Raw genomic sequence first — 13,813 nt, forward strand, 5'->3', positions numbered from 1 at the left:
GGGATAAAAGATGAATATGAACAGATTTGCTGCATTAGCCGCCCTGTTAACGTTCACGGGTCTGGCATTATGGTCGCCATCGATCAGCGCGGCATACAATACCGCAGATGCCGTAGACATTAACGTTACGGGATTAATTTATGCCGATCCGTGTACCGTGACGGTCCCCGACACGCTCTCTCTTGGACAATATGCCCGGGCGGATATCGCCGTGGCCGGCGGCAATACCGCCACCATTCCTTTCACCATAAAAATGACGAATTGCCCGGCAACGACCACAAAAGCCGCGATTTCATTTAACGGCGTACCTTATCCCGATCCAAATTATGCTTCTGCGATTTATGCAAACAGCGCGGCCAATCCGGCGCAGGATTTAGGATTACAGCTTTTTAACCTGGACGGTAAAAGTCTGGTCAATCTGGCCAACAACGTCACTTACACGGTGGATATCAACAGTAATACCCATGAAGCCAATTTGCCTGTCGCCGCAAGGATGTATACCCCGTATGGAAAAGTCACGGCAGGGGATTTCACGTCCGTTGTGACGATCACTATTGCATGGCAATAACATCTTTCTATTTCACCTGGTATAAAAGCAGGAATTTTTCATGAGAAGGTTATATCTGGCGCTTATTCTGCTGTTCGCGTATTCCGGTCATAGTTACGCCTCCTGTAAACGTTCCGGTAATGAAGGCGCGATCACTATCACCCCGCCGTCGCAGCTTGTGGTGGATAGCCACGCCTATACCGCAGGCGAGGTGTTGTGGCAATCGGGCTGGGTTTCCACCTCCGAAGTCACAATGGATGGCTGTAGTCGCGATTATAAGGTCGGATTTTTATATGAACCCGGTAGCGCGCAGTCAAATACATCAGCGACAATCAATGCGAATGACGGGAACAACACGCCGGTATTTAGCACCGGGATTTCCGGCGTGGGCGTTGCGATTAAAACCCAAACGAATGCTGGCCCTTACGATAATGTCATGCCAATCGATAATACCTACCATAATGGCGATGGCAATAAAACACACCATGCGATGGCTCCCGCCTACAATGTTGAACTGGTCGCCTTAGGCGGTCCGATCACCTCCGGTACCGCGACATTCCAAAGTCCACTGGCGCGCGTATCTTTTCGCGATAGCGCAACGGAAGACTCCGGCGGCGATATCCTGACCCATCTGTATTTGGGGAATACGCAATTGATTATGAAAGCGATGGGATGTCGGGTAGAAACACCTGCCATCACCGTTGATTTAGGCAGCGTCAATTTAGGCAGTTTCGCTAACAGTCAAACGGCGGGCACAGGCGAGCAGGATATCTTATTGACCTGCGAACAAGGCACCGCTATTTCCGCATCGTTAAGCGCCCAGCCTGCCAGCGGAAATAACCCTGATAATTCAGTCATCCAGTTGAGCAATGCGAGCGCGCCAACCAGCGCAACCGGCGTTGGCGTACAGTTGGGTATTCAGGCGCCGGACGCCGGTTTCTTTACCGACAGTTTGCCAATCAATCAAAAAATTGATCTCTTTACTCACACGATTACCACCAATGCCGATGGCAGCCAGACGGTTAACGGCGGAACCATGAATATGTCGACCACCCTGAAAATTAGCGCGCGCTACTATAAAACCGCCGCCACGGTAACGGCCGGGCAAGCGAATGCCACGGCAACATTAAACCTGACCTATAACTAACGGCATCACATTTTCTGGCGCTGCGCGGGAAAACGTTAACGCGCGCGCCCGTTATATTTATTTCCACAAACGTAATTCGTCATCTTTTACTGGCGGTAATGACTTACGTTGCTGACAAGAGAGCGAATACCAGTCCAGATGGCGCGTCAGGAACATCACGCCGCCAAGCGCCAGTAGCAGAACGCCGGTACCCAGAAGCAACGAGCTATCTTCCGAACGCAGCAATCCCCACATCACGCCATCCAGCGCCAATAACGCTAACGTAAACAGTACGCTATTGCGCCATCCTTTCAGCACCGCCTGCAAATAAACGCTATTCATCAACGCGCCCACCAGGCTTGCGGCGATCCAGGCTGGCGTGAAACCGATATGTTCCGACAGTGCCAGCAACAGCAGGTAGAACATCACCAGCGATAACCCCACCAGCAGATACTGCATCGGGTGTAACCGCTGCCCCGTCAGGGTTTCGAAGACAAAGAAAGCCATAAACGTTAGCGTAATCAACAAAATGGCATATTTCGTCGCTCTGTCCGTCAGTTGATACTGGTCGGCTGGCGTCGATACAGCGACGCTAAACGCTGGTAAGTTGTCCCAATCCACCTTTTGCGCATCAGCAAACTGTTCGCCGAGATTCGTGGCAAACCGGCTGGTTTGCCACTGGGCCTGAAATCCTGAACCGCTGATTTCGCGTTTACCGGGAAGAAAATCCCCCACAAAATTTGGGTGCGGCCAGTTGCTGGTCAGGGTCATTTCACTGCTACGCCCGACGGGAACCAGTGAAAAGCTGCCGGTTCCGCTTAAATTTAGCGACATCGCCAACGTCAGGTTGCGCGTCGCCCACTGACTGTCCGGCAGCGGGATATGAATGCCCTCTCTACTTTCCGGTAAGCCGGTCCCCGGTTCTACAGTGAGCGTTTCACCATTGACCTGCGGCGCTTTTACTGCGCTGATACCGCGCGCATCGCCGACGCCCACGACGATAAAGGGCTTTCCAAGGGTAATGTTCGGTCTGTTCAGCTCATGCAGACGGGCCACATCAAACTCCGCCTTTATCGCCATATCGGTATGCCACACCTGCCCCTGATAAATACCTATTTTTCGCGCTTCAACGTTTTGATTGCCTTCGACCAATAGCGACTCCGGCAGCCAAAAATAGAGATAGCTGCGCTTATACTGGACCTCTTTCTCCTCTTCCAGCACGGTATAGAGCTCTGTCACCGGAATCGCCACCAGCGGGCCGACAACCTTTTGTGGGCCGCTGGTACTCTGACGAATAGCATTCTCCACATGGCTTCGATAATCAGCACGCTCCACGATGGTGTGCCGTACCATCATCAGGGGAATTAACAGCAGGATCATGGCGCCGCCTAACGTAATCATTTTCCACAACAGGGGGGATTTCAACATAGCGTTCTCCTTTGCAATGCCAGCAGTGTAAGAACGCGATGTGGGGAGAATTTGAAGTTATGTGAAGTGACGGTGAAGTGTCAACGAGGCCAGCACGCCGCCTTCGGGACGGTTGCACAACGTCACCTCACCGTTGAGGAGCCGCGCCGCCTCGCTGACAAACGCCAGCCCAAGCCCGCTGCTTTTACGTCCGTTTTCACGGGGCAACGAATAGAATCGGTCGAAAATGCGCGGCAGCGCAAAATCAGGAATACCACAGCCGGAATCCGTCACCTGCAGGATCGCTTTCTCCCCCATCGGCTGAGCGCTTAATGTGATAACGCCATTTTCAGGCGTAAAGTCGATAGCATTGTCCAACACATTGCCCAGCGCCTGCGCCAGAAGCTCCGCGTCGGCGACGACAACCAGCGAGGAAGGCCGTAGAGTAAGGGTGATATTTTTTGCCGCCAACTGAATGCTGCGCGCCTCGCTAAGCTGCGTAAATAGTTCATCAACAGCAACCAGCGCGAGAGGGATATCCTGCCGGTTTTCCAGCCGCGCCTGGCGCAGCAGGGTCTCTACCAGCGCCTGCATTCGCGTATTTTGCGCCAGTATATTCTCTGTAAAGCGGGTAACCACATCCGCGGGCGGTCCTTCACGCAGAATCTCCGCCGCGCCGCGTATCGCCGCCAGCGGACTTTTCAGCTCATGAGTCAACGCATACACGTACTGCTCAATGTCATTCTTGCCTTCCAGCTTAATGCGCATACTCTCCAGCGCCTGCGCCAGTTTACGCAGCTCGCTGCTGCCTAATGCAGGTAACGCAAGTGGGCGGTTTTCGGTGACGGAATCCGCATAGCGCGTCAACCGGGCGATGGAGCGGTTAATCCACCAGACCATCCCCGCGCCAATCGCCAGCGCAATCCCCAGTAAAACGGCGCTGGCCCATAGAATGCGCCGTTCGCTGCGCTTAATCACCGGCGCCATTGCCGCATTCGGTTTACCGACAGACAGGACGCCGATAATCCGTCCATCGCTGATTATCGGCGCGGCTACGTACATCACGGTGCTATTGGGATCGGCAGAATCTTTTGCCGTGCTGCGGGCGCCATACTGTCCGCGCAGCGTAAGCCAGACGTCATTCCAGCGAGAATAATCCTGCCCCACCGCTTTGTTTTCCGAATCAAACAACACCTTCCCCTGTGCATCCGTCATGTAGACATGGTATTCATTGCGCACTTTGACGATCCCGCTGATATTGGCGCGAAACGGGCGATGTTGCAGTTGGGCGAATGCCTTCGCCAGCTGGCCGTCAGTCGGGTTGCCGGAAAGGAGATCGTCGCGGGCCAGCGCCGCCAGCAGCGTTGCGGTGTCAATCAGCGTCCCTTCCGTCGCGCGGCGGACGCCCGGCTTTATCTCCTGAACAAAGATAGACAGCACAAACACGGCGGCGACGGCGACAATAAGAAAGTAGCCCAGCAGCAAACGCATTCCGATGCGCATCAGACGCTCCTCAGGCTGTATCCCATTCCACGATGCGTGTTAATTGGCGAGAGATCCGGGTTGATCGCGCGTAGCTTAGCGCGCAGGGTTTTGATGTGTGTATCGACCGTCCGATCGAAGGTCTCCTGGGCATCAGACCAGACAATATCCATCAATTGCTGACGCGAGTACACGCGCTCCGGCGACAGCAGCAGGGTTTTAAGAAGCAGAAACTCATAACGCGTCAGCGAGAGCGGCGTACCAAACCAGGCGATCTGCGCCGCCGGTTCATTGAGTTCAAAATGTCCGGTACGCACCACCGGCGACGGCGCAGCAAACTTTTTCACCCGGCGCAGCAGCGTGCGCACGCGGGCACTCACTTCGCGCGGCGAGAATGGCTTGGCGACATAATCATCTGCGCCGATCTCCAGACCAAGCAATCGATCCACTTCATCGCTACGGGCAGTCAGGAAAAGAATCGGCAGCGCAGGATGGCGTTCCAGCAACTGCCGACACAGCTCAAAGCCGCTGATATCCGGTAGTCCCACATCGAGAATCACCGCATCCGGCCGTTGCTGACGCGCTTTTTCCAGCGCAGGCAGCCCGCGAGCGAATAGCTCAACGGTAAACCCTTCCAGTTGCAGGGTGTAGATGAGCGTATCGGCGATTCCCTGTTCATCCTCGACTAACCAGACCTGCGGTTGCTGCATACTCTTTCCCTATTATTGTCGCCACGGCATGACCGGCACCGCGCTGATGGCGTTCTTCGGCGACCCGTCGACTACTTTGTCGGAGTAGGCCAGATACGCCAGCGTGTTGCGTTTCTCATCATAGAAACGCACGACCTGCAATGACTTAAATATCAATGAGGTGCGTTTTTTGAACACCACTTCTCCCTGCGCCTTGCCGTTCTTAATTTTGTCGCTCAGTTCAATAGGCCCGACCTGCTGACAAGAGATGGCGGCGTCAGACGTATCTTCCGCCAGCCCCAATCCGCCTTTTATGCCGCCCGTTTTCGCCCGGCTAACATAGCACGTCACGTTTTTGACATCAGGATCGTCAAAAGCTTCCACCACGATTTTATGGTCAGGACCGAACATTTTAAATACCGTATCGACTGAACCAATTTGTTCCGCGCGGGCGCTCTGCCCCAGCAGCAACAAAATTGAGAAAAGTACTAAGCTCTTGTATTTCATATTGTTACCATTCATAAAAGTTACGTTGCGTAATTATTAGACATTCTAAAATAAAATGGTTATAGATCACAGGATTAGAATAATTACCTGTCACGTTGCCTAAAAAAAGCATTTAAGCTCAAAAAAAACACTGAATGCTAAAAGAACAAAAAATGCTATTATCCTCTTACCTGATATCGGGTGCTCGTTGTTGAAAGGATGGGGATATTTTATGGATCAGGCTGGCATAATTCGCGACCTGTTAATCTGGCTGGAAGGTCATCTGGATCAGCCGCTGTCACTTGACAATGTGGCGGCAAAAGCAGGCTATTCCAAGTGGCACCTGCAGAGAATGTTTAAGGACGTGACGGGCCACGCCATTGGCGCTTACATCCGCGCCCGTCGTTTATCGAAATCAGCAGTGGCGCTGCGTTTGACCGCGCGTCCAATTCTGGATATTGCTCTTCAGTACCGCTTCGATTCTCAGCAAACCTTTACGCGCGCCTTTAAGAAACAGTTTTCCCAGACGCCAGCGCTGTATCGTCGCTCCTCGGAATGGAGCGCCTTTGGCATTCGCCCGCCATTACGGCTGGGCGAGTTTACCGTGCCGGAACATCAGTTCGTTACGCTGGAAGATACGCCGCTCCTTGGCGTCACGCAGAGCTATTCCTGCTCGCTGGAACAGATTTCCGACTTCCGCCACGAAATGCGCGTGCAATTCTGGCATGATTTCCTCGGTCATTCGCCAACTATTCCGCCAGTGCTTTATGGGCTTAATGAAACGCGCCCCAGCATGGAGAAAGACGATGAGCAGGAAGTATTCTATACCACCGCACTGCCGCAAGAGCAGGCCGATGGCTATGTTCAGTCGGCGCATCCTGTGCTGTTGCAGGGCGGTGAATACGTCATGTTCACCTATGAAGGGTTAGGAACCGGCGTGCAGGATTTTATCCTGACCGTTTACGGCACCTGTATGCCAATGCTGAATCTGACCCGTCGTAAAGGGCAGGATATAGAGCGATACTATCCGTCAGAAGATACCAAAACCGGCGATCGCCCTATCAACCTGCGCTGCGAATTTCTGATCCCGATTCGTCGTTAACGCTGTAGCTCATCCAATGCAGGGGCGTCCAGATGCGAAACGTCCCCTGCGGTTTCTACCACCCACCCAGACGCCAGCCACTGGCTTTCCTGGTAATCGATGCGGGAAATAGAGCAGTTGCGCAAACGTAACCGGCGTTCCGCCCAGGCGGGTAGTCCCAGTATAGTACTGACCAGACAGCCCAACGCGATACCGTGACTGACCAATAAAGGTCGGCTGCCCTGCGGTAGCTCCAGACAGGACGCCAGCGCGGCATGAACGCGATCGCTCAACTCCTGCATCGATTCCCCACCGGGAATGCGGCCATCCTGCGTGCCGTTGACTAACTGACGACGCCAGCCCTCTTCTTCTTCCGTCAGCGAATCGATCTGGCGCTTTTCCAGCACGCCCATATCCAGCTCGCGCAGGCGGGAGTCAAAGGTAATATCACACCCGCACGCCTGGGCGATAATCTCCGCCGTGCGTTTTGTGCGGCCTAAATCGCTGCTGATGATATGGGTGATGCCGAGGCTGCGGGCGCGTTCTCCTACCTGCATGGCCTGCTGCTCGCCTTTTGCTGTCAGGGGACTGTCCGATTGGCCCTGAATGCGTCGCTCGGCGTTCCACTGCGTTTCACCGTGGCGAACAAGGTATACCTGTAACATGTTTTTTTTCCGTTATACTGCGATAAATTTTTAAAACTGAGCTTAATTATGCACCAGGTTATCTCTGCGACCACCAATCCTGCCAAAATTCAGGCAATTCTACAGGCATTTGAAGAGATTTTCGGCGAAGGATCGTGCCATATTACGCCCGTCGCCGTCGAGAGCGGCGTACCGGAGCAGCCCTTCGGAAGCGAGGAAACGCGTGCTGGCGCACGAAATCGCGTGGATAATGCGCGACGCCTGCATCCACAAGCTGATTTCTGGGTAGCCATTGAAGCCGGAATTGACGATGACGCCACCTTCAGTTGGGTGGTGATTGATAACGGCGTTCAGCGCGGTGAAGCGCGATCGGCCACGCTGCCGCTGCCCGCCGTCATTCTCGACAGAGTCCGCCAGGGAGAAGCGCTTGGCCCGGTGATGTCCCACTATACCGGTATTGACGAGATTGGTCGCAAAGAGGGCGCCATTGGCGTATTTACCGCCGGAAAATTAACGCGCTCCAGCGTTTACTACCAGGCGGTGATCCTGGCGCTCAGCCCGTTTCATAACGCGGTGTATCGATAATTATTTGCGCTATATTGTAAGCCTGATAAGCACAGCGCCATCAGGCATTTCGCGGCGATGTTGCCGGATGGCCGCTTCGCCTTATCCGGCCTACGAGCAAATCAGGCGTTTTTCAGCAGTACGTTCTCAAGCCAATGACGCAGTTCAACCGGCGCGGATTTCAGGCTGTTTGACCCGCGCGTGATGGTGGCGATGCCCGCCCCCAGCTCGGTTTTCAACTCGCGCTGGCTCATTTCGCCACGCAACAACTCCTCAATAATGCGCACGCGCGTTCCCAGCGCTTCACGCTCGTCCGGCGTAAGCATCAGTTGTAATAAAGGCAGATGCAGATCCTCTGCATATGCCTGACGGAGTAACTCCACAAAACGAAGCCACTCCTGATTACGTTGTTCGGCGATAGCCGATGAATAAGGGGAACGCTGGGTCATGTTATACCGCCGTTTGTACTGTTACACGAGTACAAATGATAACATAACCCGTCTGCATTAATACCGTCGCTGCCACTCAGAGTCGCTCATTAAGGCCTCTTTCTGCCCCATAAAGTGGCGATAGTAAGCGTCATAGGCCAGAACGTTTTTCACGTAGCCGCGCGTTTCCGAAAAGGGAATGCTTTCGACAAACGCTACGGCATCGATACGCCCGGCGCTATTGCCAAGCCAGGTGCGCACGCGCCCCGGCCCGGCGTTATACGCCGCCGAGGCGAAAATACGGTTATTACCAAACTGCTGATAGACATACTGCAAATAGCTGGTGCCAATGTTGATGTTGGTCTCCGGCTCCAGCAGTTGGCCGGGGCCGCGGTAGTCCGGAATCGAAAACATTTTCACCGTATGGGTGGCCGTTCCCGGCATAATCTGCATTAAGCCGCTGGCCCCTACCGGCGATTTTACTTTCGGGTTCCAGGCGCTCTCCTGGCGGGCAATCGCCATGGCATAGCTTTGTGAGATATCTTTTCCGCGGGTATAGCGGGTAAAAAGATCGTTATACGCCAGCGGGAAACGCTCCTCCAGATGATCCCACAGTTTTCCGGCGATCGTCGCCTGTACGCTCAGATCCCACCAGTGCTGGTTAAACGCATAGCGCGCCAGCTGCGCCTGTTCAGATTTACTACGGCTTTTTACCAGATTCGCCCATTCGCTGCGCGCCGTGTTATCCAGGTTCCAGTACATCAGCTCCCGTACACGCGCCATCTCCGGCCCCTGCGTCAACGCGCTGTTTACGTTGGCGGGCGCTTTATCGATTTTAAGCGTGTACTCTTCGCCTAAACGCTGCGCCGCGACCATCGGATAAAAACCGCGCTTCTGCATTAAAGCATGAAGGATCTCTTTCGCTTCGGCGTCACGACCGCGCTCCAGCAATAAATCCGCCTGCCAGTAACGCCACTCGTCTTTCTCTTTCGCCTCCATTGGCAGTCGGGCAAGCCAGGTATTGAGACCGCGACGATCGCCCATCCCCAGCGCCATACGCACGCGCCGCTCGATAAGCGACGTCGATTGCGAGCGCATAATCGCGTCATCGCGCCATTTCGCTTGCGCATCGGTCACATCGTTGCCCATCAGTCGCCAGGCAACGATATCGCGCAGCGCCTGCGTTTGTTCCTCATTAAGTTTCTGCGCCTGTACCAGCGAGGGGATCATCAGACGCGCATTTTCCGCGTCCTGGCGGGCGACGCTGGCAAACGCGACTTCCGCCATCTGGCGGGTAAAATCGGTGGCGCCGGTGGTGCGTGCGAAGGTCAACACGTTATTAGGGTCATTAGCGAGGGTAATGATCGCTGAGGCGATCGTTTGATATTCCGCCGGCATCTGTCCGGCCAGCACCGTAACCAGACCCGTATTTCCGGCTTTCATCGCCAACCGAATACGTTCCAGGTACGCCAGCGGGTCTTGCTTGCCGGAGGCCCGCCAGACGCTGAACAGTTTATCGCAGGCATTCGGCTGACTTTTGCCGGTCAGCCAAAGGTCTTTCGCGCCCTGCCAGGCCGCTTCCGTTTGCCCGGTACTCCATTTCGCGTAGTAATAGTTACATTGCGCTTCCGTGGTGCCGGGTTTCTCCGGGCTAAACGCCAGCAAGCCGCGCCAGTCTTCACGACGCGCCAGCTCATTGACGAAGCGTGATTGCAGCGTACGCGCAGGCGGAAGCGTAGGATTGGCGCGCACAAACTGCGTGACGGCAATCGCCGGTTGGTTCATCAAATCGTCGGTGATCTTACGGTATTCCAGATACGGGTAGAGCGGATAATCTTTCAGACCCGGCATCATCTGCTCTACCACATCCATCTGGCGGTTGTCCCAGGCCTGCTTAATCTGCGCATAGCGGTTACGCTGCTCTTCCAGTGAGTCGGCCCGCGCGAGGTGACAAAAGGTCAGCAGGCATACGCTGGCGGCGACGAGACGCCAGACAAATGGTTTGGCTCTATCCACAAGCACTTCCTCAATTGTTATCCAATGCAGCATCATGCCGCGTAATGAATTTATGCTAACCAGTCATAGCCATTTGCGCCACGTTACGGACACTTTTTTACTTTTATTGCGAGTGCGATCTGCTGGCTGGGCTTAGGCAGGGAAAAAGGCTACACTTCGCCTTTGACATCTATTCACCATCACGATAAACATAGAGGCGAAGTCCAACGTGGCTCAATTCGTTTATACCATGCATCGTGTCGGCAAAGTGGTTCCGCCGAAACGTCATATTCTGAAAAACATCTCGCTGAGCTTCTTCCCTGGCGCCAAAATCGGCGTGCTGGGCCTTAACGGCGCCGGTAAGTCTACCCTGCTGCGCATCATGGCGGGTCTCGATAAAGATATCGAGGGCGAAGCGCGCCCGCAGCCCGGCATTAAGATTGGCTACCTGCCGCAGGAACCTCAGCTAAACCCGGAACACACGGTACGCGAGTCGATTGAAGAGGCCGTTTCGGAAGTGGTTAACGCCCTCAAACGTCTGGATGAAGTGTACGCGCTGTACGCCGATCCGGATGCCGACTTCGACAAGCTGGCCGCAGAGCAGGGCCGGCTTGAAGAGATTATCCAGGCGCACGACGGTCATAATCTGAACGTGCAGCTTGAGCGCGCTGCTGACGCTCTGCGTCTGCCGGACTGGGATGCCAAAGTCGAAAAACTGTCCGGCGGCGAGCGCCGTCGCGTGGCGCTGTGCCGTCTGTTGCTGGAAAAGCCGGACATGCTGCTGCTCGACGAACCCACCAACCACCTGGATGCCGAATCTGTTGCGTGGCTGGAACGTTTCCTGCACGACTTCGAAGGTACCGTCGTGGCGATTACCCACGACCGTTACTTCCTCGATAACGTCGCCGGCTGGATTCTGGAACTTGACCGCGGCGAAGGTATTCCGTGGGAAGGCAACTACTCCTCCTGGCTGGAGCAGAAAGATCAGCGTCTGGCGCAGGAAGCGTCTGCCGAAGCGGCGCGCCGTAAATCCATTGAGAAAGAGCTGGAGTGGGTGCGTCAGGGCGCGAAAGGCCGTCAGTCGAAAGGTAAGGCGCGTCTGGCTCGCTTTGAAGAACTGAACAGCGTTGAGTATCAGAAACGTAACGAAACCAACGAACTGTTTATTCCACCAGGACCGCGTCTGGGCGACAAAGTCATTGAAGTCAGCAACCTGCGTAAATCCTACGGCGACCGCGTACTGATCGATGACCTGAGCTTCTCGGTACCGAAAGGCGCTATCGTCGGGATCATCGGGCCAAACGGCGCGGGTAAATCGACCCTGTTCCGCATGATGTCCGGTCAGGAGCAGCCTGATAGCGGCACCATTACGCTGGGTGAAACCGTCAAGCTGGCCTCGGTCGATCAGTTCCGCGACGCGATGGACAACAGCAAAACCGTCTGGGAAGAAGTGTCCGGCGGGCTGGATATCATGAAGATCGGCAACACTGAAATGCCAAGCCGCGCCTATGTAGGCCGCTTCAACTTCAAAGGCGTCGATCAGGGCAAACGCGTTGGCGAACTGTCCGGCGGTGAGCGCGGTCGTTTGCATCTGGCGAAGCTGCTGCAGGTGGGCGGTAACGTCCTGCTGCTCGACGAACCGACGAACGACCTGGATATCGAAACCCTGCGCGCGCTGGAAAACGCCCTGCTGGAGTTCCCTGGCTGCGCGATGGTTATCTCGCACGACCGTTGGTTCCTTGACCGTATCGCCACCCACATTCTGGATTATCAGGATGAAGGTAAGGTGGAATTCTTCGAAGGCAACTTTACCGAATACGAAGAGTACAAGAAACGCACGCTGGGCGCCGAGGCGCTGGAGCCGAAGCGTATCAAGTACAAGCGTATTGCCAAATAAACGTCTGAATGCCGGGTGGCGCTTGCGCTTACCCGGCCTACAAAACCAGCGATTCCAATACGTTGTGAAACTGTAGGCCTGATAAGACGCGGTAAGCGTCGCATCAGGCATTGGTTCTTATCCCTGCTCGCCCATCATCTCTTTCACCAGTTCCACACAGCGCAAAAAGCGGCCATCGTAATCAGCCTCTTTAACGTGAACGAACTCAATGTTGTTCTCTTTCAGCATCTCGACCAATAGGCTCTGGAACGCTTTACGATCCACTGAACTGCCCAGGCTTCGCAGTCCGTCAGCTACCCACGGCGTATTATTCTCCAGCAAAATCACCAGGTCGAAGCGATACTCGTCGATCAGCGCCTGGACAAAGGGATGCTCGCGCCCTTCGTATTTTTTGCAAAATGCCTGGGTGGTGACGAAATCGGTATCGATAAACGCCACTTTATTCGCATATTTCACTGCGAAATCAATATATTGCGCATGGCCCAGCGCAATTTTATCGTAGTCGGAATACTGTAACGCCATCTCATCGCCGCCCAGATGCGAAAAAACATAGTCGCGGCCATATTCCCAGGCGCTGGTGGTATTAAAAATATTGGCGAGCTTATTGACCAGCGTAGACTTGCCGCTTGATTCCCCGCCCAGAATCGCGACGGTACGCACGAAAAACGGCTTCACTTCTGTAGGAATATATTCCCAGTAACGAAACGGATTTTCGCGGATTTGCGCCCCGCTGATATTCATAAACGTGCGTTCAGGATCGACCAGCACCGTCTCAATCCCTAAATGCTCAAGATACTGCGGCGCATCAGCCTCTTCGGAAGTGTAGATCCAGCTCGGCTGTATTCCCTTCTCTGCCATAAACGCTTTAATGCCGTTGCTCCAGACGTCCCAGCCATGCGGATAAGGCTCCATCCCCTCTTCATTAAAGGCGTGGATGCGAATATTTTTTTGGTATTTGAAGGTTTGCAGCAACCAGCGCAGGCGATCCGACACGGTGGGCTGCTGCGACATGGCGCTATCCTCAAACAGCCCGCGGTCGCGCGTATCGTCATATCCCATAATGATATGCAACTCATCCACCTGGCTACAGGCGCGCTGGATCAAGTAGATGTGTCCGGTATGCAATGGATAAAATTTACCGAACACCACGCCAATGTTTTTCTGTCGGCGGGGAAACTCCAGCCCGAGAAAACGGTGTAGCGCCTCCAGTTTTTGCGCGCTGGGGCTTTTGATTTTGGCGTTAAGTAACTGACTCAGATACCCCTTGGTCATACCGCTGGCGTCAGCCACCTGTTGCAGAGTGCAACCTTGCTGCTTAATCGCGGTTTTGAGATAGTCGAACGATGACACAAGAGCCTCCTGCTGGAAAAATCGCATAACACTGCCTGATGGCGCTTCGCTTATCAGGCCTACAACATCAATCCGTATCAATCCGTAGGCCGGATAAGACGCATTGCGTCGCCATCC

Annotated in this window: 13 protein-coding genes; 5 read left to right on the forward strand and 8 right to left on the reverse strand. The window is 54.4% G+C overall.

Features of this window, described 5'->3' with window-relative positions:
- Positions 1-10: 10 nt before the first annotated feature.
- Both J1G48_RS19070 and sthE read left to right on the forward strand, forming a co-directional pair.
- On the forward strand, positions 11-568 hold the full coding sequence (locus tag J1G48_RS19070) for a fimbrial protein (protein ID WP_001056984.1): 558 nt from the start codon (positions 11-13) through the stop codon (positions 566-568).
- A 40-nt stretch (positions 569-608) separates the two neighbouring features.
- Positions 609-1,694, forward strand: coding sequence for a fimbrial major subunit SthE (gene sthE, locus J1G48_RS19075; protein WP_001253766.1), 1,086 nt, complete (start codon positions 609-611; stop codon positions 1,692-1,694).
- A 57-nt stretch (positions 1,695-1,751) separates the two neighbouring features.
- Here the strand turns inward: sthE and creD are convergent, their stop codons facing one another.
- The 4 genes from creD to creA are packed head-to-tail and all read right to left on the reverse strand — an operon-like array spanning position 1,752 to position 5,758.
- Positions 1,752-3,101: a cell envelope integrity protein CreD gene (creD, locus tag J1G48_RS19080; protein WP_000920395.1), complete on the reverse strand. Its 1,350-nt coding sequence runs from the start codon at positions 3,099-3,101 to the stop codon at positions 1,752-1,754.
- Between the two features lie 57 nt (positions 3,102-3,158).
- Positions 3,159-4,583 carry a two-component system sensor histidine kinase CreC gene (creC, locus tag J1G48_RS19085; protein ID WP_001219533.1) on the reverse strand — a complete coding sequence of 475 codons (1,425 nt, stop codon included), beginning with the start codon at positions 4,581-4,583 and terminating at the stop codon, positions 3,159-3,161.
- A complete protein-coding gene (gene creB, locus J1G48_RS19090; RefSeq protein WP_001187046.1) occupies positions 4,583-5,272 on the reverse strand; it encodes a two-component system response regulator CreB in 690 nt (229 codons plus the stop codon). The genes creC and creB overlap by 1 nt, the downstream gene beginning before the upstream one ends.
- A gap of 12 nt (positions 5,273-5,284) precedes the next feature.
- A complete protein-coding gene (gene creA / locus J1G48_RS19095) occupies positions 5,285-5,758 on the reverse strand; it encodes a protein CreA (protein WP_000875811.1) in 474 nt (157 codons plus the stop codon).
- Positions 5,759-5,969: 211 nt separating this feature from the next.
- Between creA and robA the strand changes: the two genes are divergently transcribed.
- On the forward strand, positions 5,970-6,839 hold the full coding sequence (robA, locus tag J1G48_RS19100) for an MDR efflux pump AcrAB transcriptional activator RobA (protein WP_000371685.1): 870 nt from the start codon (positions 5,970-5,972) through the stop codon (positions 6,837-6,839).
- Here robA and gpmB read toward each other — a convergent pair.
- Entirely contained in the window at positions 6,836-7,483 is a 648-nt protein-coding gene (gene gpmB, locus J1G48_RS19105; protein ID WP_000942363.1) for a 2,3-diphosphoglycerate-dependent phosphoglycerate mutase GpmB, read from the reverse strand. The genes robA and gpmB overlap by 4 nt on opposite strands.
- Before the next feature lie 48 nt (positions 7,484-7,531).
- On the opposite strand from gpmB, the gene yjjX reads away from it, so the two are divergent.
- Positions 7,532-8,047, forward strand: a complete 516-nt coding sequence (yjjX, locus tag J1G48_RS19110) for an inosine/xanthosine triphosphatase (protein ID WP_000554310.1) — start codon at positions 7,532-7,534, stop codon at positions 8,045-8,047.
- 101 nt (positions 8,048-8,148) lie between these two features.
- Here the strand turns inward: yjjX and trpR are convergent, their stop codons facing one another.
- Entirely contained in the window at positions 8,149-8,475 is a 327-nt protein-coding gene (gene trpR, locus J1G48_RS19115) for a trp operon repressor (protein WP_000194249.1), read from the reverse strand.
- Between the two features lie 57 nt (positions 8,476-8,532).
- Complete coding sequence (gene sltY, locus J1G48_RS19120; protein WP_000373272.1) at positions 8,533-10,470, reverse strand: murein transglycosylase; 1,938 nt, start codon at positions 10,468-10,470, stop codon at positions 8,533-8,535.
- Positions 10,471-10,678: 208 nt separating this feature from the next.
- Here sltY and ettA point away from each other — a divergent pair, with 208 nt between their 5' ends.
- Positions 10,679-12,346, forward strand: coding sequence for an energy-dependent translational throttle protein EttA (ettA, locus tag J1G48_RS19125; RefSeq protein ID WP_000046770.1), 1,668 nt, complete (start codon positions 10,679-10,681; stop codon positions 12,344-12,346).
- A 117-nt stretch (positions 12,347-12,463) separates the two neighbouring features.
- On the opposite strand, the gene nadR is transcribed toward ettA, so the two are convergent.
- Positions 12,464-13,696: a multifunctional transcriptional regulator/nicotinamide-nucleotide adenylyltransferase/ribosylnicotinamide kinase NadR gene (nadR, locus tag J1G48_RS19130; RefSeq protein ID WP_001519486.1), complete on the reverse strand. Its 1,233-nt coding sequence runs from the start codon at positions 13,694-13,696 to the stop codon at positions 12,464-12,466.
- Positions 13,697-13,813 lie beyond the last annotated feature (117 nt).

Origin of the sequence: Salmonella sp. SAL-020 (assembly GCF_017372215.1) — a bacterium.
In the GTDB taxonomy this organism is placed as follows: Bacteria; Pseudomonadota; Gammaproteobacteria; order Enterobacterales; family Enterobacteriaceae; genus Salmonella; species Salmonella enterica.